Origin of the sequence: Amycolatopsis methanolica 239 (genome assembly GCF_000739085.1) — a bacterium.
Classification (GTDB): domain Bacteria; phylum Actinomycetota; class Actinomycetes; order Mycobacteriales; family Pseudonocardiaceae; genus Amycolatopsis_E; species Amycolatopsis_E methanolica.
Genome location: NZ_CP009110.1, coordinates 2,348,958 through 2,367,628, shown reverse-complemented (window position 1 = coordinate 2,367,628; position 18,671 = coordinate 2,348,958). Strand labels below are relative to the sequence as shown.

Annotated in this window: 18 protein-coding genes and 3 pseudogenes; 4 read left to right on the top strand and 17 right to left on the bottom strand. The window is 72.7% G+C overall.

Going from position 1 to position 18,671, the window contains the following annotated elements; translation table 11 throughout:
• Positions 1–4: 4 nt before the first annotated feature.
• From AMETH_RS11330 to AMETH_RS39950, 3 genes and pseudogenes are all read right to left on the bottom strand, one after another.
• A complete protein-coding gene (locus tag AMETH_RS11330; RefSeq protein ID WP_017981579.1) occupies positions 5–427 on the bottom strand; it encodes a DUF5946 family protein in 423 nt (140 codons plus the stop codon).
• A gap of 34 nt (positions 428–461) precedes the next feature.
• Positions 462–1,085 carry an amidase family protein gene (locus AMETH_RS39955; RefSeq protein ID WP_223843119.1) on the bottom strand — a complete coding sequence of 208 codons (624 nt, stop codon included), beginning with the start codon at positions 1,083–1,085 and terminating at the stop codon, positions 462–464.
• A 103-nt stretch (positions 1,086–1,188) separates the two neighbouring features.
• Positions 1,189–1,647: pseudogene (locus AMETH_RS39950) on the bottom strand (amidase family protein); the annotation flags it as partial.
• A 161-nt stretch (positions 1,648–1,808) separates the two neighbouring features.
• On the opposite strand from AMETH_RS39950, the gene AMETH_RS11320 reads away from it, so the two are divergent.
• On the top strand, positions 1,809–2,378 hold the full coding sequence (locus AMETH_RS11320) for a TIGR03086 family metal-binding protein (protein ID WP_017981576.1): 570 nt from the start codon (positions 1,809–1,811) through the stop codon (positions 2,376–2,378).
• Between the two features lie 52 nt (positions 2,379–2,430).
• Here the strand turns inward: AMETH_RS11320 and AMETH_RS11315 are convergent, their stop codons facing one another.
• Positions 2,431–3,411: a GlxA family transcriptional regulator gene (locus AMETH_RS11315; RefSeq protein WP_156131653.1), complete on the bottom strand. Its 981-nt coding sequence runs from the start codon at positions 3,409–3,411 to the stop codon at positions 2,431–2,433.
• A 104-nt stretch (positions 3,412–3,515) separates the two neighbouring features.
• Between AMETH_RS11315 and AMETH_RS11310 the strand changes: the two genes are divergently transcribed.
• Together AMETH_RS11310 and AMETH_RS36615 are read left to right on the top strand one after the other, a co-directional pair.
• Positions 3,516–4,154, top strand: coding sequence for an HD domain-containing protein (locus AMETH_RS11310; RefSeq protein ID WP_017981575.1), 639 nt, complete (start codon positions 3,516–3,518; stop codon positions 4,152–4,154).
• A 94-nt stretch (positions 4,155–4,248) separates the two neighbouring features.
• A pseudogene (locus AMETH_RS36615) lies at positions 4,249–4,587 on the top strand (PHP domain-containing protein); the annotation flags it as partial.
• A 153-nt stretch (positions 4,588–4,740) separates the two neighbouring features.
• Here the strand turns inward: AMETH_RS36615 and AMETH_RS11300 are convergent.
• The 13 genes and pseudogenes from AMETH_RS11300 to AMETH_RS39940 form a co-directional block, all read right to left on the bottom strand.
• Positions 4,741–5,583 carry an HpcH/HpaI aldolase/citrate lyase family protein gene (locus AMETH_RS11300; protein WP_017981573.1) on the bottom strand — a complete coding sequence of 281 codons (843 nt, stop codon included), beginning with the start codon at positions 5,581–5,583 and terminating at the stop codon, positions 4,741–4,743.
• The gene (locus tag AMETH_RS11295; protein WP_017981572.1) at positions 5,580–6,788 is read right to left on the bottom strand and encodes a CaiB/BaiF CoA transferase family protein; all 1,209 of its coding nucleotides are present in this window, start codon (positions 6,786–6,788) and stop codon (positions 5,580–5,582) included. The genes AMETH_RS11300 and AMETH_RS11295 overlap by 4 nt, the downstream gene beginning before the upstream one ends.
• Positions 6,785–8,707: an SUMF1/EgtB/PvdO family nonheme iron enzyme gene (locus AMETH_RS11290; RefSeq protein WP_017981571.1), complete on the bottom strand. Its 1,923-nt coding sequence runs from the start codon at positions 8,705–8,707 to the stop codon at positions 6,785–6,787. The genes AMETH_RS11295 and AMETH_RS11290 overlap by 4 nt, the downstream gene beginning before the upstream one ends.
• Positions 8,704–9,597 (bottom strand): ribokinase, encoded by an 894-nt coding sequence (locus AMETH_RS11285; protein WP_017981570.1) that lies wholly within the window; start codon positions 9,595–9,597, stop codon positions 8,704–8,706. The genes AMETH_RS11290 and AMETH_RS11285 overlap by 4 nt, the downstream gene beginning before the upstream one ends.
• Entirely contained in the window at positions 9,594–10,922 is a 1,329-nt protein-coding gene (locus AMETH_RS11280; protein ID WP_017981569.1) for an ADP-ribosylglycohydrolase family protein, read from the bottom strand. The genes AMETH_RS11285 and AMETH_RS11280 overlap by 4 nt, the downstream gene beginning before the upstream one ends.
• The gene (locus AMETH_RS38675) at positions 10,919–11,089 is read right to left on the bottom strand and encodes a hypothetical protein (RefSeq protein ID WP_017981568.1); all 171 of its coding nucleotides are present in this window, start codon (positions 11,087–11,089) and stop codon (positions 10,919–10,921) included. The genes AMETH_RS11280 and AMETH_RS38675 overlap by 4 nt, the downstream gene beginning before the upstream one ends.
• On the bottom strand, positions 11,086–12,246 hold the full coding sequence (locus AMETH_RS11275) for an ADP-ribosylglycohydrolase family protein (RefSeq protein WP_223843118.1): 1,161 nt from the start codon (positions 12,244–12,246) through the stop codon (positions 11,086–11,088). The genes AMETH_RS38675 and AMETH_RS11275 overlap by 4 nt, the downstream gene beginning before the upstream one ends.
• A gap of 34 nt (positions 12,247–12,280) precedes the next feature.
• Positions 12,281–13,555 (bottom strand): ABC transporter substrate-binding protein, encoded by a 1,275-nt coding sequence (locus AMETH_RS11270; RefSeq protein WP_026153011.1) that lies wholly within the window; start codon positions 13,553–13,555, stop codon positions 12,281–12,283.
• 26 nt (positions 13,556–13,581) lie between these two features.
• Positions 13,582–14,409, bottom strand: a complete 828-nt coding sequence (locus AMETH_RS11265; RefSeq protein ID WP_017981565.1) for a carbohydrate ABC transporter permease — start codon at positions 14,407–14,409, stop codon at positions 13,582–13,584.
• A gap of 4 nt (positions 14,410–14,413) precedes the next feature.
• Positions 14,414–15,370, bottom strand: a complete 957-nt coding sequence (locus tag AMETH_RS11260; RefSeq protein WP_017981564.1) for a carbohydrate ABC transporter permease — start codon at positions 15,368–15,370, stop codon at positions 14,414–14,416.
• Entirely contained in the window at positions 15,367–16,392 is a 1,026-nt protein-coding gene (locus AMETH_RS11255) for a LacI family DNA-binding transcriptional regulator (RefSeq protein WP_017981563.1), read from the bottom strand. Before AMETH_RS11255 ends, AMETH_RS11260 begins: the two co-directional genes overlap by 4 nt.
• A 370-nt stretch (positions 16,393–16,762) precedes the next feature.
• Positions 16,763–17,017 (bottom strand): Rossmann-fold NAD(P)-binding domain-containing protein, encoded by a 255-nt coding sequence (locus AMETH_RS39945; RefSeq protein ID WP_223843306.1) that lies wholly within the window; start codon positions 17,015–17,017, stop codon positions 16,763–16,765.
• Between the two features lie 349 nt (positions 17,018–17,366).
• A pseudogene (locus AMETH_RS39940) lies at positions 17,367–17,639 on the bottom strand (hypothetical protein); the annotation flags it as partial.
• On the opposite strand from AMETH_RS39940, the gene AMETH_RS11245 reads away from it, so the two are divergent.
• Positions 17,629–18,636, top strand: a complete 1,008-nt coding sequence (locus AMETH_RS11245; protein ID WP_017981561.1) for an LLM class flavin-dependent oxidoreductase — start codon at positions 17,629–17,631, stop codon at positions 18,634–18,636. The pseudogene AMETH_RS39940 and the gene AMETH_RS11245 overlap by 11 nt on opposite strands.
• Positions 18,637–18,671: the final 35 nt, after the last annotated feature.

Sequence of the window (18,671 nt, the reverse complement as noted above, 5' to 3'; positions counted from 1 at the left end):
CAGCTTAACGCAACGAATGTGCGTCAAGCGTGGCCCGCGCCCAGGCCCGGACCCGCTCCTCGAACCCCGCCGCCGGGAAAGTCCCGTCCTGCGCGACATCGGTGATCGTGACCTCGAACGCTCCCGCACCGCCCGGCGGCGCATCGAACTCCGGAAGCGCGCCGCGGGCCCGGTGCGAGTTGGCCCGGCGGACGGCCGCGGTGAGACCGGCCACCGCGGGGCGGCCACCGTCCACGAAGGCTCGCACGATCGCCCAGTTCCGCCCCCGGTCCCGCTCCGGCACACGGCTCGGGTGCTGCAGCAGGAAGCACGCCACGGTCACCCCGTGCAACGGCCCCCACGGCTCCCGCCGCGAGTGGTCCAGCGCCAGCACGACGTGGAACAGCTCCGCGCAGGGACCGGTCCCACCACACTCCGCACACGCCATGCGCCCGAACCTAGGCTCTCCACCGGCTGGAGGGTCAACTCTCGAACGCCCCGCCCAGCCCCAGCACCACGCCGTCGCCGCCGGCGCGGCTGATCAGCTGCATCCCGGTCGGCAGCCCCGCCCGGTCCTCCCCGACGGGCACGATGAGCGACGGCAGCCCGGTGATGTTGGCGGGCGCCGACAGCCGCACGTACGCGCCCCCGACGCTCTCCGTCGTCCCGTCCGGCCACGTGACGCCCTCCTGCCCCACCGGCACCGCGGTGACCGGCACGGCCGGGGCGGCGATCACGTCGACCGTCTCCATCAGACGCGACCACTCGCGCCGTATGAGCGTCCGTGCCCGTTGTGCCCGCAGGTAGTCCACAGCGGACATCCGGCGCCCGGCTTCGAGCAGCACCCGCACGTCCGCGGCGTAGATCTCGGACACGGCCTGCACGGTCGGCTCGTGGTAAGCGCTTGCTTCCGGCACCGTCAGTCCCCATTGGACGCCCTGGACAAACCGCGTCATGGGGATTTCGACGTCCACCAGCCGCACGCCGAGCGCCTCCAGCCGGCCGATCCCGGACCGCACCGCCGACTCGACCTCGGGGTCGACGTGATCGAAGTAGTAGTTTCTCGGCACTCCGACCCGCAACCCGGACGGCTCCACCGTAGACACTCCACACAGGACGCCCATCACCAGCGCGGCGTCCTCGGCGGTGCGTCGGCACCACCCCCTCCCGCGGCACCAGGTCGTAGCTCGGTTTGAGACCGACGACCCCGTTCAGCGCCGCGGGCACCCGGATCGAGCCACCGGTGTCGGCGCCCAGCGAGAAGGTCGCCATCCCGGCCGCGACCGCCACCGCGAACCCGCCGCTCGCCCCGCCTGCGATCCGCCCGCCGTCGCGGGCGCTGACCGTCTGTGGCGTGATCAAGCCGTAGGCGAACTCGTGCGTGTGGGTCTTGCCGACCAGGATCGCGCCGGCCCCTGCGAGCCGTGCCGCGACCGCGCTGTCCGACTCGGCCCGATGCGCGGCGCGCACGCGGGAACTCGCGGTGGTGGGCAGCCCGGCGACGTCGATCAGATCCTTGAGCCCCATCGGTATCCCGTGCAGCGGCCCGCGCACCCCGCCCGCCGCGATCTCGCGTTCGGCCTCGCGGGCGGCGTCCCGAGCACGGTCGGCGGTGACGGCGACGTACGCGCCGAGACGGGCATCGGCCTCCTCGATGCGGGTCAGCACGTCGTCGACCAGTTCGACCGGGGACAGTTCGCGGTTCCGCACGGCCGCCGACCGGTGGCCGTGCGGAACCGCGAACGGAGGGCTGGAATTCCGTCCGGCCTGATGTCGAGTCCGGCCGTCGCCGTTCGTCCTTGGGTCAAGACCGAGGAAAGGAGTCGGCGATGGAACCGATGGAGCAGTACCGGCGGGCGCAGGACGGGCTGGACGCGGTGCTGGCGGCGGTGCCGGACGACCGGTGGGACGTGCCGTCGATGTGCGCGGAGTGGACCGTGCGGGACGTGGCCGGGCACGTGATCTGGGGGCAGTGGCAGCTGCGGGCGTGGGCGGCGGGCGAGCCGGATCCGGACCCGTCGGGCGCGCCCGGGTCGCCGCGGCCGGGCACGTGGACCGGCGACGACCCGGTGGAGACGTGGCGCAAGGCGCGGGCGGCGTCGGTGCCCGCGCTGACCGGGGAGGCGCTGGCCCGGACCACGACGATCACGGGCATCGGCGAGGTGCCGCTGGCCGCGATGGTGCCGCTGATGATCACCGACACGGTCGTGCACAGCTGGGACATCGGGCACGCGCTGGGGATGGACCTCCGGCTGGACGCGGACCTGGTGGCGCTGGCGGCGGACTGGGCACGGCAGCACGTCGTGCGGCGGCCGGGGTTCTTCGGCCCGGAGGTGACGCCACCGCCGGACGCCGATGAGCAGACGCGGATGCTGGCGTTCGTGGGACGCCGCGGGTGAGGGGCGCCTGATAGCGGACACGGCTGGGCCGGATGCTGCCCGCTTCGGCTCACTACCCGCGGGGCGCCCGGCCCACTCGTCCGCGGAGCACCGCCTCAGCTTCGGCGGCTCGTCTGGAACCGCTGCTGGTAGGCCCTCGGCGAGACGGCACGAAAACGCGCCGCAGGGATTCGGCGCTGCCGAAGCCGCTGGCATACGCCGTGGCGGTCACCGGGTGGCCTGCGTCCAGCAGGGACTTCGCCGTGTCGAAGCGGATCAGTTCCACGTACTTGGCCGGCGTGGTGCCCAGTTCCTCCTGGAAGAGCCGCGTCAGGTGGCGCGTGCTCAGGCCCGCCCGCGCGGCCAGGCTCGGCAGCGAGTGGTCCCCCGCCGGGTCCGCCGCGACCGCGTCGCACACCGCGCGCAGTGGCGGGGTTTTCGGGGCGGGGCCGCGCGGCGACGGCGAGAACTGCGACTGCCCGCCAGGCCGCTGCAGGAACACCACGAGCGACCGCGCGACGCGGCGGGCCAGCTCGGGCCCGTGGTCGCGCTCCACCAGCGCCAGGTCGATGCCGGCGGTGACCCCGGCCGAGGTGAACACCGGCCCGTCCTCGACGAAGATCGCGTCCGGCTCGACCTGGATCGCCGGGTGCGCGCGGGCCAGTGTGGCGGCGTACTGCCAGTGCGTCGTGGCCCGGCGGCCGTCCAGCAGTCCCGCCGCGGCGAGCACGAACGATCCCGTGCAGATCGACGCGACCCGCTTCGCCCGCCCCGCGATCGTCCGCGCCGCCTCGGCCAGCTCCGGCGGGACGGCGTGCGCGGGGAACACGTCGCCGCCCATCAGCAGAGCCGTGTCCAGCGGCCCCGTGTCCGCCACGTCGGCGTCGACGGAGATCCGCATGCCGGTCGACGATGACACGTCCCGCCCGCCGATCGGGCACAGCACCAGCCGGTAGTCCGCGCCGAACCGGTTGGCCTCGGCGAACACCTCGCTCGGCCCGGCCACGTCGAGCAGTTTCACCTCGTCGAACACCAGTAGCGCCAGCCGCCGCACGCGCACCTCCGCAAGTCCCGATCTGTGGAGAGTACGTAGCGAATCGAGGAGCGCCGGCCATCCCGCCGCTGCGACGCTCGAGGCGACCAGAAAGGACACCACCGATGACCACCGTGATCGCCGGCATCACCATCCCCGACTCCGCGCTCGCCGCCGAAGCCACCGAACTGGTCCGCGACGCGACCGACAACCTGCTGTTCCACCACTCGCGCCGGGTGTTCCTGTTCGGCTCGTTGCAGGGCCGCCGCCTCGGCCTGAGCGCCGACCCGGAACTGCTCTACGTCGGCGCGATGTTCCACGACCTCGGCCTCACCGAGGCGCACCGGGGCGCGACGCAGCGGTTCGAACTCGACGGCGCCGACGAGGCCCGCCGCTTCCTCGAATCCCACGGCGTGCCCGAAGAGTCCGTGCGCAAGGTGTGGGAGGGCATCGCCCTGCACACCACCCCCGAGGTGCCGTGGCGGCTGGAACCCGAGGTCGCCTTCGTCACCGCCGGGGTCGAGACCGACGTGCTCGGCATCGGCCGGGACAAGCTGGCCGAGTCAGACCTCGCGGCCGTCGTCGCGGCGCACCCCCGCCCGGACTTCAAGCGCCGCATCATCCAGACCTTCGCCGACGGCTTCCGGCACCGCCCGGACTCCACCTTCGGCACCGTCAACGCCGACGTCCTCGAACACGTCGACCCCGCCTTCCGGCACATCGACTTCGTGGAGGTGATCCTCGGCAACGGCTGGCCGGAATGAGCCGGTCGACCTCCTCCCACAACCACCGGTGGCCCGGCGACGCGTGTCGTTTGTTGGACCGCAGGACCGCGCGTCGGGTCCAATGCTCGCCGCCGGAACCGACCAGTTCTGCCAGCAGGCGAGGAAAGCCGAGCTCAAACCCATTATCGGGATCGAGGCCTACATCGCACCCGAATCGCGCTTCACGAAGCGGCCCGTGTTCTGGGGCCAGGACCAGGGCGGCGACGTCTCCGGTGGTGGTGCGTACACGCACATGACGATGCTGGCGGAGAACGCGACGGGGTTGCGCAACCTGTTCAAGCTGTCGTCGCTGGCCTCGATCCAGGGCTATTACCGCAAGCCGCGGATGGACCGGGAGCTGATCGCGGAGAACGCCGCCGGCATCATCGCCACCACCGGCTGCCCCTCTGGTGAGGTGCAGACCCGGTCGCGGCCGTCCGGCCGTTCCCCGGAGAGCCGCGAGGACCTTGCGCACCTGCCCAGCGTCCTGGAATCGATTCCACGCGTCACGCTGCCACGTCCGGCCGCCCCCGAGCGAGCCGCGATGACCGTGCGGACGTGCCCCAGCATCCTGGCATCGATTCCATCAAGCTGTGACGTCCGGCCGCTCGCCGGCGAGCGCGAGGACCGTACGGGCCTGCTCCAGCATCGCCACGTCCAGGAAGGTGCCGTCCGTCAGGGCGATCGCGCCGACCCCGGCCGCGGTGGCGTCGTCCAGCCGGGACAGCACCTCGCGGGCCCGCGAGACTTCCTGTTCACTGGGCAGGAACGCCGCGCGGATGGTGTCCAGCTGCGCGGGGTGGATCGCGGTGCGGCCGCGGAACCCGAGCGCCCGCCCGGCCCGGCAGGACGCGGCGAGCCCGTCGAGGTCGCGGACGTTGGTGTAGGCCGACATCACGGGCGGCACCAGGCGGGCGGCGCGCGCGGCGACGACGACCCGGCTGCGGGCCCAGGCCAGCCCGGCCTCGTCGGTCACGCCGAGGTCGGAGCGCAGGTCCGCCTCGCCGAGGCCGATCGAGGCGACCTGCGGGGACGCGGTCGCGATCTCCAGCGCCCGCTCGACGCCGAGCGCGGATTCGATGAGCGGGTGCAGGTCCCGGCCGGGCAACGCCGCGGCCAGTTCGTGGATCTCCGCCGGCGACTCGACCTTCGGGATCCGCGCGCCCACCTCCACCGGCAAACCAGCCAGGGTCGCCAGGTCCGCCGCGTGCCACGGTGTGCTCGCGTGGTTGATCCGCACCTGCACCCGGCGGGCGAGCGGCCCCGACAACAGCCGCACCGCGTTCGCCCGTGCCTCGTCCTTGCGAGCCGGCGCGACGGCGTCCTCCAGGTCGACGAGCACGACGTCGGCGGCCGAATCCAGCGCCTTCGCCACACGCTCCGGCCGATCCGCCGGCACGTACAGCAGCGTCAACACGGGCGCACTCACACCGCACCCTCCTCACGCAACCGCGCCACCGCCGACGGCGCGAAACCCAGCTCCCCCAGCACTTCGTCGGTGTCCGCGCCGTGCGCGCGGCCCGTGTGGGCGATGACCCCGTCGTGGCCGGACAGCCGGAAGATCGGCCCCTGCATGAGCGTCGGCCCCAGCTCCGGGTCCTCGATCTCGTGGATCGTGCCCAGGGCACGGAACTGCGGGTCCTCCACGATGTCCGCGGCGTCGTAGATCGGCGCCACCGCGGCCTGCGCGGCCTCGAACTCGGCGACCACCTCGTCCCGGGTGTGCCGCGCGATCCACGCGCCCACGGCCTCGTCGAGTTCGTCGGCGTGCTTCGCGCGTTCGGCACCGCTGGCGAACCACGGCTCGTCGATCAGATCCGGCCTGCCGACCAGCCGCATCACGCGCTCGGCGATCGACTGCGCCGAGGTGGACACCGCCACCCACTGCCCGTCGCCGGTGCGGTAGGTGTTGCGTGGCGCGTTGTTCACCGACCGGTTGCCGGTCCGCGGCTGCACCGAGCGCAACTGGTCCCACCGCGTGATCTGCGGCCCGAGCATCGCCAGGATCGGCTCGACGATCGCGGTGTCCACGACCTGTCCGCGCCCGGTCCGCTCACGCGCCGACAGCGCAACCATGATCGCGTACGCGGTGGCGAGCGAGGCGATGCCGTCGGCGAGCCCGAACGGCGGCAGCGTCGGCGGCCCGTCCGGTTCCCCAGTGGCGGCCGCGAACCCGCTCATCGCCTCGGCGAGCGTGCCGAACCCGGGCCGCCGCCGGTACGGGCCGATCTGCCCGAACCCGGTGATGCGGGCGAGCACGAGCCGCGGGTTGCGCGCGGACAGCTCGTCGTAGCCCAGGTCCCAGCGCTCCAGCGTGCCCGTCCGGAAGTTCTCGATGATCACGTCCGACCGTTCGGCCAGCTTCAGGAACACCTCGCGGCCGCCCGGCTTGCCCAGGTCGGCGGTGATCGTGCGCTTGTTGCGGCCGAGCGTCTTCCACCACAGGTTCACGCCGTCCTTGGCGACGCCGTGGTTGCGGGCCGGATCGGGACGGCCCGGGTGCTCGACCTTGATCACCTCGGCGCCCATGTCGCCCAGGTGCATCGCGGCCATCGGGCCGGCGAAGAGCGTGGCGGCGTCGACGACGCGCAGCCCGGCCAGCGCCCCGGCGGCGGGGTCGCGGGAGACGGTCACGCGGTCACCTCCGGCAGGTCCCAGGCGCAGCGGAACCCGACGGTCGCGCCGCGCGCCAGCCCCAGCCCGGGCAGGAGCAGCTTCACGCTGTAGTCCGGGTCGCGGCGGCCGCCTTCCACGTACCAGTCGGAGCCTTCGGCGCGATAGTCGCTGCCGCCCTTGAGCATCACGAACCGGGTGCGCCCGTCGGAGTGCTCGCTCTCGGTCCAGTTCCACACCGCGGGCTCGCCGCGGCGCAGCAGACCGGTCTCGCCCGCGAGCTGCCATTCGTCCTCGGTGGGCAGCCGCCCGCCGCGCCACGCGCAGTACGCGCGAGCGTCGTCGAGGTCCACGTAGGTCACCGGCGCGTCGGCGTCGGTGTTCCAGGCGAGGAACCGGTGCGGTTGCGCGGGCCGGTAGCCGGTCCGCTCCAGGAACTCGGTGAACTGCGCGTTCGTCACCTCGGTCGCGGCGACCGCCACCGGGTTAGCGAGCACGCCGTCGCGCTGGAGGGTGCGCGCGTCGTGTAGTCGCGGCGGCAGGGGCTTCCACTCGTCGACGTACGGCGCGCCCTGGTACATCCCGGTTTCCCGGGCCCGGTAGCGCACGGTCAGCACGTACGGTCCGGCCGGCACGACCACCGCGTCCGGGTCGGGCGTGCCGGTGCTGCGGGCCGGCTGCTTGCGCACCGCGAGGCGGTGCGGGAAGCGGGCGTCGGGATCGTGCGGCAGCTCCGGAAGTTCCTTCACCCACTCGGGTTCCGTCCCGGCCCGCAGGAACGCGGCGATCCCCCGCGCGGGCACGCCCGGACCCAGCAACGGGATTCCGGGCGCGACCGGGCCGGTGTAGTCCTGGTCGCTCCGGTTGACGACCGTCCACAGTGTCTGGTCACCGAGGTCCCAGCGGGAGCCGTACACCCCGGCCTCCTCCGCGCCGGGCGCGAGTTCGGCCAGCGGGGTCCATTCGCCGTGCAGCAGCAGGTCTTCGGCCGCGCGCTGGACGGTCACCATGCGCCGCACGGTCGCGGCGTCCCGGCGGGACCAGCCGACCCACACGCCGAAGACGACCTCCCACACCATCACGCCGACGCCGTTGAGCCACGCCGACTGGAGTTCCTCGGTGTGGTCGCGGTGCCAGCGGCGGACGTGGTGCTGCATGTGCCGCCGCTCATACCAGTGCGCGCGCAGCACGCCGGGCACGGGCGAGTCGGCGAAGAACTGCGCCCACGACGACGCGTGGTCCTCGATCCGCTCGACCGGCAGCTTCGACTCGCCCTCCAGCACGATCCCCGGCTTCGCCCGCTCCAGGGCCTCGACGAACTCCGGTTCGGCCTTCTTGAGGGTGTCCAGGAAGACTCCGTCCGCGCCGACGTCGGCGACCAGCGACGCCAGCTCCTCGAGGTCGTCCCCGGCGCGGCGGGTGCCGACGTCCCACGGGTTGTAGTCGACGAACACGCCCAGGCCCGCATCGTGGAACTGCCGCACCAGGTCGGTCAGCCCGGGCACGTCGCGGTAGAAGTCCCACTGGTTGCGGTCGTCCAGGCCGATCACCGGGTAGGCGTGCCACAGCACGACCGCGTCCAGGCCGGCGAACCGCTCCCGGGCGTCGGCGAGGAACCGCTCGGGCGTGAAGCGGCCCTGCTCGAAGTCGTAGAGCAGCTCGTCCCACAGCCACACCTGCGCGACCGTGCGGCACCGCGCCGCCCACGCCGCGCCGGGCCGCTCGTAGGCCGCTCCGGTGTAGCCGTGCCGCCTGCGGGCGTCCGCGCGCCACTCGCGCAGCCGCTCGCGCCACGCCGGGCGGTCGGCCGGGTCCGCCGGGCCGGCGAAGATCTTCGCCTCGTCCAGCGCGACCAGCTGGTCCTCGGTGAGCGGGCCGGGCGGGACCTCGGTGGGCCGGTCGATCGGGCGCGGCACGAGCGGGTCGAACGTGTAGGTCATTTCGCGCTCTCCTCGACCTCCGCGACGGTGGGCACGGCGTCCTGCGCGCCAGGCCGGGTGACCGCGAGGGCGGCCGCGGCACCGGCGAGCCGGGCGGCGCCGGCCAGGTCCAGCCCGCGGGCGAGCCCGGCCGCGAGCACGCCGCAGAAGGTGTCCCCGGCGCCGGTCGTGTCGACCGCGTCCACCTTGACGCCCGGAACCCGCACGGACGCGCGGTCCCGTTGCGCCACCAGGGATCCCTCGGCGCCGAGGGTGATCACCACGGCGGGCACCCGCTCCAGCAGCGCCGCCGCCAGCTCCTCCGGCGCGGCGTGGGTGTGCGCGAGGTCGGCGGCCTCGTACTCGTTGACGATCAGCAGGTCCAGCGCGGCCCACACGTCGCCGGGCAGGTCCTGCGACGGCGCCGCGTTGAGCACCATCCGGGCGCCCGGCCGTCGCGCGGCGGCGGCCGCGCGGACCATGTCGAGCGGGATCTCCAGCTGCGCCAGCACGACGTCGGCGCGCGCGATCCGCTCGACCTGGGCGGCGGTCAGCTCGAGGCGCGCGTTGGCGCCGGGCGAGACCACGATGGCGTTCTCGCCGTCCGGGGAGACGGTGATGAGCGCGGTGCCGGTCGGAGCGTCCACACGGGACACCAGGTCGGTGCGGACCCCGGCTCCGCCTAGGGAAGCCAGCAGCAGCTCGGCGGACTCGTCGCGGCCCAGCGCGCCGACGAACGTGGTCTCCGCTCCCCCGGCCCGCGCGGCGGCGACGGCCGAGTTCGCGCCCTTGCCACCGGGCGTGCGGCGCAGGTCGCCGCCGAGGATCGTCTCCCCGCCACCCGGATGGCGCGGCACGTCGACGACGAGGTCGACGTTGGCCGAGCCCACGACCACGACCTGCCCGGTCATGCGGCACCTCGTTCCACGGTCAGGGCGGCCGCGCGGGCCGCGAGATCGGTGATGCGCTGCTCCCCGCCCGGCAGCGAGGTCGCGATGCGGTCGTCCAGCGGTTTCGCCCACTGGTCCGGCACCCCGTGCAGGGCTCCGACGACGCCGCCGACAGTAGCGGCCGCCGAGTCGGTGTCCCAGCCCGCGGTGACCGCGATGGAAATGCTCGGGCCGAACTCGCCGCCGCCCCTGGCCAGCGCGAAGGCGATGACGGCCGCGTTGTTGAGGACGTGGACCCAGTGCAGGTGCCCGTATTCGGCGTGCAGGCGGTCCAAGCCGGCGTCGACGCCAAGACCGGCCAGCGACCGTCCGAACCGGACCGCCCGCGCGAGCCCGCTGTCCGGCGGGATCACGGTTTCCGCCGCGTCCAGCACCTCGTCCACGGTGCCGCACACCATCGCCGCCGAAGCGAGCGCGGCGGCCCACATCGCGCCGTAGATGCCGTTGCGGGTGTGGCTCAGGCGGGCGTCGGTCCACGCCATCCGGGCCGCCGCGCGCACGTCGCCTGGCGAGACCCAGCCGAACACGTCGGTCCGGATGAGCGCGCCGATCCACTCGCGGAACGGGTTGTGGTGCGTGGCGGTCACCGGCACCGGGCGGGCGTCCAGGATGTTGCGGTAGGCGGCGCGCTCGGCGGTGAACACGCGGCCGGCGGGCAGGTTGTCCAGCCACAGCTGCGCGACGTCGTCGGTGGTGAAGCCGCGGCCGCGCTGCTCCAGGAGCGTGAGCGCGAGCATCGGGTAGTTGAGGTCGTCGTCCTCCGGCATCCCGTCGATGTTCTCGGCCAGCGAGGTCGGGGCGGAGCGGCGGTTCCACGGCCACCGCGCGGCGACCTCGTCCGGCAGTCCGACGGCGGTGAACCACCGGTCGAGCGGCCAGCGGCCGGTGGCGCGCAGGATCTCTTCGATGCCCTCGCGGGGGATCTTCTCGACCGGCTTGCCGAGCAGGCACCCGGCGGCGCGGCCGGTCCACGCGTCCAGCACGCGCCCGCCGCCGCCGGGCAGTTCCGGCGCGGGCGGCAGCAGCTCGGTGATCGCGTCCCAGTCGTCCGGTTCATGGGGCACCGGCGTGCCAGGCAGCGCGGCCAGCTCGTCGAGCAGGTCGCGGGCCAGCGCCCGCAGCTCCGGGGTGGCCGGCCGCGGCCCGGCGCCGCTCACCGCGGGCGCCGGGTCGCCCCCGGCCGCGACCCAGCGGTCCCGGACTTCGGTGACGTCCCGGCCCTCGGCGGCGGACTGCACCAGCTCGTGCGCCAGCAGGTCCTCGGGCTGCGCCCAGGTCAGCCTCACGATCGCTCCCCCGTCCGCCGCGGCGGCGTCCCGGCCTGCCGCGTGCCCGCCTGCGGATTCACCGGCCCGGCAGGCCGCGCGATGACCACCGGGTCCCGCCACTGCAGCCGCACGGTCATGCCACCCTCCTCGCACAGCCCCCAGCTGATGTCGTCCCGCACCGTCACGCCTGGTCCAGCGCGTCCAGCGTCCGCAGCCGCGCCAGTGCGCGTTCCCGGTCCGCCTTTAGGATGTCCGCGGCGGCCGCGGCCATCAGCCGCCCGGTCTCGCGGAGGTCCATCCTGCTCGCCTCGCCGATCGCGTCGATCCAGTCGGCTGGCACAGCCGCCGTGCCACGGAGACCGGCGCACAAGGCGCCCGCCATCACTGCGATCGAGTCGGCGTCCCGGCCGTAGTTCACCGCGCCCAGGACCGCGCCGCGGTAGTCGCCGCGGTGGCCGAGCACGAACCCGAGCGCGGCGGGCAGCTCCTCGATGGACTTGGTGCGCGACGGGCGCCGCGCGTCCATCGACATCTGCCGGTACTGCGGCCCCACCGAGTCGTACGGCGCGACCGTGTCCCGGATCAGCCGGGCCAGCTCCCGCTCCTCGTCGTCGTTCGACGGCGCGGAAGTCCAGCCGTGGAAGGCGTCCACCACGGCGCGGAGGGCGGCGGCGGTGCCGTCGTGCGCGACGTCCAGCGCCGCCGCGACCACGTCGTCCAGCGTCGCGCCGGGGGCGACCGACGCCGCGACCATCGCCGCGAACACGCCGGCCGCCTCACGGCCGTAGCTGGACTGGTGGGCGCCGGTCAGGTCGATCGCCTCGGCGTAGGCGCCACGCGGGTCCCCGGCGTTGGCGATCCCGACCGGCGCCACGTACATCGCGGCGCCGCAGTTGACGACGTTGCCGACGCCGGCCTCCCGCGGGTCGACGTGCCCGTAGTGGAGCCGGGCGACGATCCACTTCTCCGCCAGGAACACCCGCTGCAGCAGCAGCGCGGTCGACTCCAGTTCGGGCACCCACCTCGGTTCGCCGATCATCAGCGGCACCAGGTCCTCGGCCATCGCGTACGCGTCGAGGTGCGCGCGGCGCTTCGCGTACACCTCGACGAGCGCGCGGGTCATCAGGGTGTCGTCGGTGACGTGCCCGTCCCCCTTGTGGTACGGCGCGATCGGGCGCGCCTCCCGCCAGTTCGGGAACCACGGCCCGACGATGCCGGTCACCCGGCCGCCGTGGCGCTCCTCGATCTGTTCCGGGGTCCACCCCTCGGTGGCGCCACCCAGCGCGTCCCCAACGGCCGCCCCAGTGATCACCGCCACCGCTCGGTCTTCCAGCCAGGTCACCGGCTTCACGTTTCCCTTCTAGATGGTCCGGTCGCTACCGGTTGATGCTGTTCCAGCCGTCCGTCAATTCCTTCGACAGACCGGCCGCGTCGATCTGCTTCGCCAGGAACTTCTGGTAGGCCGGGGTCGCGACGGTGTCCTTCCACTGCGCGTACTTGTCGACGAACAGGTACGGCGCGGAGGTGAGGTACTGACCCGAGGACAGGATCTCCTTCCAGCCGTTCTGCGCGCCGAGCTTCGTGGTCAGCGCCTCGCGGGCCGAGGTGGTCGCCGGGATCAGCGCGTCGGCCTCGTTGAGCGCGGCCAGGTTCTCGGTGTTGGTGAAGAACTCGATGAACTGCGCGGCCTGCTCGACGTGCGCGGAGTCCTTGTTCACCGACAGCGTCTGCGGGTTGGCGGCCTGCGCGGGACCGGCGGGACCGGCCAGCGGCGGCAGCACGACCCAGTCGAAGCCGGCGGGCGCGTCCTTGGCGATGTTCGCGGCCTGGAACGAACCCTGGATCGTCATCGCGGTCTGCCCAGCGTAGAACGGCGCCAGCGCCTTGGAACCGGACTGGGTCAGCGTGACCGGCAGGATCGAGTTGTCCTGGTGCGCCATCGCGTCCACCAGCTGCGGCAGGGCCATCTCACCCTGGCCGACGCTGATCTTCGCGTCGGTGCCGGTGCCGTCGAAGTACTTGCCGCCGAAGCCGGGCGCGAGCGCGACCATCGCGGCGGTCGGGCTGGACAGGCCCCAGCCGAGGCCGTAGGCGCCGTCGCGGGTGGTCGCCTTGGCGATCTCCCGCAGCTGGTCCCAGGTCATCGTGTCACCGGCAGGGATGGTGACCCCGGCCTTCTGCAGCAGCGCCCGGTTGGCGAAGACCACATAGGACTGCAGCTCGGTCGGGTAGGCGATCACCTGGTTGTCCACGGTGACCGAGTCCAGCACGCCCTTGGGGATGTCGGTCTTCTTCTGCTCCGACAGGTACGGCGTGAGGTCGGCGAGGTAGCCGTCCTTGGCGAACGGGACGACACCGGCGGCCTCGTAGTGGATGATGTCCGGCGCGCTGCCCGCGTTGAACTGCGTGATCAGCTTGTCATAGACACCGTCCCAGCCTGCCTGCACCACCTCGACCTTGACGTCGGGGTGCGCCTTGTTCCAGTCGTCGACGATCTTGTTCGTCGCCGCGATCGCCGCGGGCTGGTCGGACAGGGACTGGAACTTGAGCGTCACCGGGCCGTCGGCGCTGTCACCGCCACTGGAGCACGCGGTGAACAGCAGGCTCGCGGCCGCCGCGAGCGCGGCCGCCACCAAACGTCGAGACTTCATTGACCGACCTTTCGTTTTCCGGGGGTTCATCCCTTCACCGCCCCGGCCATCAGCCCACTGGTGAGCCTCCGGCGCAGGATGGTGAAGAAGACGATGCTGGGGATCGCGGCGAGCACGGCGCCCGCGGCGAGCGGGCCGAGGGACACCTTGCCCTCACCGCCGATGAACATGTTCAGCGTGATGGGCAGGGTGTAGTTCTCCGTCGACTGGAGCAGCACCAGCGCGAAGAAGAACTCGTTCCAGGAGGAGACGAAGCTGAACATCGCGGTGGCGACGATGCCGGGCATCAGGAGCGGGAAGACGATCCGGCGCAGCACGGTCCACCGGCCCGCGCCGTCCATCGCGCCGGCCTCTTCCAGGTCGACCGGGATCGCGCTGACGTAGCCCTGCAGCATCCACAGCGCGAACGGCAGCGTGTAGGTGGTGTGCACGAGCGTCAGCCCGGCCAGGCTGTCCGCCAGCCCGATGGTGCGCAGGATCAGGAACAGCGGCAGGATCACCAGGACCACCGGGAACACCTGGGACACCAGGATCCAGCCGACGCCCGCGGCGCGGATCTTGCCCTTGAGCCGGGCGAGCACGTAGGACGCCGGCAGCGCGATCACGATGACCAGCGCGGTGGACACCAGGGCCACGACCAGGCTGTTGCCCGCCGAGTGCACCAGGCCCTGCCGGTCGAGCGCGTCGGAGTAGTTGTCCCAGTGCCACTGCTGCGGCAGCAGGCTGACGGTGAGCGAGTTGAGCTCGCCGGAGGACTTCACCGACGCCGAGATCAGCCACAGCAGCGGGAAGCCGAGGAACAGGATGTAGGCCGCCAGTGCCAGGTACTGGGCGGGACGCAGGAGGACGCGCATCCGCTCACCGCCCCCGCTCGGCGCGGTCGTCGCGGAACTGCGACCGCAGGTAGACCGCCAGCAGCAGCACGACGATGATCACGAGGACGAGCCCCATCGCCGCCGCGTAGCCGATGTTGCGGTTCTTGAACGCTTCGAGGTAGATGAAGAGCACCGGCACCATCGTCTTTCCGCCCGGCCCGCCTTCGGTGAGGACGTAGACCAGCGAGAACGAGTTGAAGTTCCAGATGAAGTTCAGCGACGTGATCGAGGTGACGATCGGCCGCAGACTGGGCCAGGTGACCGCGGTGAACCGCCGCCACGCGCCCGCGCCGTCCACCGCCGCGGCCTCGTGCAGGTCCTGCGGGATCTGCTGCAGGCCGGCCAGCAGGGTGACGGTGGTCTGCGGCATGCCAACCCACACGCCCACGACGATCACCGCGGGCAGGGCGGTGGAGAAGTCGCCGAGCCAGTTGGTGTCGTCGGGCAGGCCGACGCTGCCGAGGAAGGCGTTGAGCGGGCCGCCGTTGGCCGAGTAGATCATCTGCCACATGATCGCCACGACGACCGGCGGCATCGCCCACGGGATGAGGGCGAGCACGCGGGTCAGGCCCTGGAGCTTGAGCCCCGAGTTGAGCAGCAGCGCCAGGCCCATCGACGCGGCCAGCTGCAGCACCGTGACGCCGACCGTCCAAATCAGACCGATGCGGAGGCTGTCCCAGAAGAACGAGTTGCCAGCCAGCTTGGTGAAGTTGTCGATGCCGGTGAAGTCGTAGTCGGGGTTGCGGACCAGGCGGGCGTCGGTGAACGCCAGCGCCAGGCCCATCACCAGCGGCGCGACGCTGAGCACCAGGATCGGGATCAGCGACGGCATCACCAGCGCGATCGCCTCGCGGCGGCGCGAGCGGGCCATCGTGCCCTTGCGGCGCTTGCGGGGCGCCGGTGCGGGCGCGGGGGCGCGGGTGTCCGTGGCCAGGGTCATCGCCGGCCTCCCTCGGTGAGCCCGCCCGCGGCGGGGACGGTGGAACCGCGCACGATCAGCTCCGGTCCGACGGTGACCTGCTGCGCGTCCTGGTCGGCGTCGTCGGCGAGGCGGAGCATGAGCTGCGCGGCGGCGCGCCCGCGCTCGGTGCTGCCGAGGGAGACGCTGGTCAGGGTCGGGTGGAAGACGCGGCCGATCTCGGTGTCGTCCATGCCGGTGACCGCGATGTCGTCCGGCACGGACAGCCCGAGTTCGCGGATGGCGTGGATGGCGCCGATGGCGAGCAGGTCGTTGGCCGCGACGATGGCGTCGAGACGTTCCGGGGCCGCGGCGAGCAGGCGGCGAGCGGCGGTGAGGCCGGCGGCGACGGTGAAGTCCTTGGCGATCTCGGTGGCGTGGCCCGTGCCCGCGGCGGCTTCGAAGCCGCGCTGGCGGGCCTGACCGGGAGTGGTGTCGAGGGGGCCGTTGAGGAAACCGATCCGGCGGCGGCCGAGTTCCTGCAGGTGGCGGACCGCCTGGCCGATGCCGCCCGCGGAGTCGGTGGAGACCGAGCTGATGCCGTGGGCGTCCAGGGCGCGGCCGATGACCACGACCGGGACGGCGGCCTGCTGGATCTCCTCGATCAGGCGGTCGTCGGTGCGCAGCGGGCTGATGACCATGCCGTCGACGAAGCCGCTGTTGAGACTGCGCACCAGGTCGGCCGTCGAGGTGGAGGTGTCGCCGGTGGTCATGACCACGACGCGGTACCCGTGCGGGGCGAGGACCTCGTGGATCGCCCGCATCATCTCGACGTAGACGGGGTTGCCGATGTCGGCGACCGCGAACGCGATCTGGAAAGTCTTCTTCATCCGCAGCGAGCGGCCGATGGCGTCCGGGCTGTAGCCCAGCTCCTCCGCGGCGGCCCGGACGCGCTCGATCATGGCCGGGCTCGCGCCGGTGCCGTGCAGGGCGCGCGAGGTCGAGGCCAGTGACACCCCGGCTCGTTCGGCCACCTGCAGCAGCGTGGCCCGTGTAGACGTCATTGTCGCTCCGTCATCGTACGTAGCCTTGGAAACGTTTCCAACCCTCGACTGTCTGTGGCTGGAAACGATTCCAAGGGACTGCGGGGAATAGTGACATCCGGTTCGAGGGGTGTCAACACCGGGGCGCCGATAGGTGCGTCGGCGCTGCTTAGCGGCCGGTTCAGCACCCGCCGTTGCTCGCCCCGGCCGCCGACGCGGGATTCTCACGCTGCGCTACAGCACTCCCACACTCCGTCAAGCGCGAGTCCCACGCTCCCAGGCGCGAGTTCCACACTCGCGTGTGCGCATCCACGTTCGTCGACGGAAAGCCCCACCCCGAGATCCCCGTCCGGAACGTCCACTTCGGACTCCACTGGAATCCCAGCCGCGGTCAGCGGAAAGCGTCCGCGTTCTCCCTCGCCCACTGCTCGAACGTGCGCGGCGGCCGCCCGGTCACCTCGGCGACGTCGGGGTGCACCGTGGCCTCGTCCAGCCGGCCCTCTGCGTAGAACCGCGCGAACGCCTCCACATAGTCGGCCGGCATCGCCGCTGCCATCTCGGCCCGGGTCTCCTCGTCGGACAGGCCCACCGCGTGCAGGTCCCGGCCCAGCACGCGCCCGAGCACCGAAACCTGCTGGGCAGGCAACAGCGCCTCGGGACCGGGCAGTCATAAATCCGGCCCTCGTGCCCGCCCCGCAGCGCCCGCACCGCCACCGCCGCGATGTCGCCCGGGTCGACGCACGCCGCGGGCACGTCCGGGTACTGCACGCGCACCTCGCCCCCCCCCCCCCCCCGCCGCAGCTGCGGCAGCCACCGCAGCGCGTTCGACATGAACGCCCGCGGCCGCAGGGACGTCCACGCCAGACCGGACTCCCGCACGGCCGTTCGGACAACGTCATGTACCGGGACACCGCGTTGTCCAGATCCGCCAGCGCGGCCGAGCCGCCGGACAGCAGCACCACCCGCTCGACACCGGCCGCCCGGGCCCGCGCCAGCAGACCCGGCATGTCCGCGTAACCGGACAGCAGGAACACCCCGGTGACGCCCTCGAAGGGGACGCCCGCCGGGTCGTTGAGATCGCCGACGACCGGCTCCGCGCCGGGCACGACTGCGTCCGGCTTGCGCACCAACGCCCCCACCGGCTCGCCAATCCGGGCGAGCTCGCGCACCACCGCCCCGCCCGCCGTGCCGGTCGCACCAGTGACGAGAAACAGCGTGCCCCCGCAGATGCCGGTCGAGTCCTGGACAATACCCGGTGTGAAGAACATCGGGTTCCTTTCGTTCGGCCACCACCAGCCGGGCACGCCGGCACCGACGGCCGGCGACGCGCTGCGGCAAATGGTCGAGCTCGCCGTGGCCGCCGAGGAACTGGGCATCGACGGCGCGTTCCTGCGCGTACACCACTTCGCGCCGCAGTTCTCCACACCGTTCCCGCTGCTGGCGGCGATGGCCGCGCGCACCGAGCGCATCGAGCTCGGCACCGGCGTGATCGACATGCGCTACGAGAACCCGCTCTACATGGCTGAGCAGGCCGCGGCCACCGACCTGCTCAGCGGCGAACGCCTGCAGCTCGGCATCAGCCGCGGCTCCCCCGAACCCGCGCTGCAGGGGGCGTCCGCGTTCGGCCACGTCCCGGCCGACGGCGAGACCGACGCGGACATGGCACGCAGGCACACGGAGATCTTCCGGACCGCGATCGGCGGCAGCGGCGTCGTCCGGGCCGATCCGCGGATGACCGGCCGCGGCGGGATGCTGGCCGTGCAACCGCAGTCCCCCACGCTGTTCGAGCGGATCTGGTGGGGCAGCGGCACCCGCGCCACCGCGAAGTGGGCTGCCGAGCAAGGGATGAACCTGATGAGCTCGACACTGCTGACCGAGGACACCGGGGTGCCGTTCGACGAGCTGCAGGCCGAGCAGATCGAGATCTTCCGCGCGGAATGGGCGCGCCAGGGGCACATCCGCGAGCCGCGGGTGTCGGTGAGCCGCAGCGTCATCCCGATCACCACCGACCTCGACCGCAGGTTCTTCGGGCGCGAACGGGACAGCCAGGACCAGGTCGGCTGGCTCGACGGCGGGGTGGCGCGGTTCGGGAAGACCTACGCGGGCGAGCCGGACGTGATCGCCAAACAGCTCGCCGAGGACGCGGCCGTGCAGGCGGCGGACACGGTCCTGGTGACGGTCCCGAACCAGCTCGGCGTGGACTACAACGCGCACCTGCTGGAGTCGATCGTCCGCGACGTCGCACCCGACGCCGGCTGGCGCTGAAACGTTCGCCGCTCGTTCACCGGGCCCTCATGTGC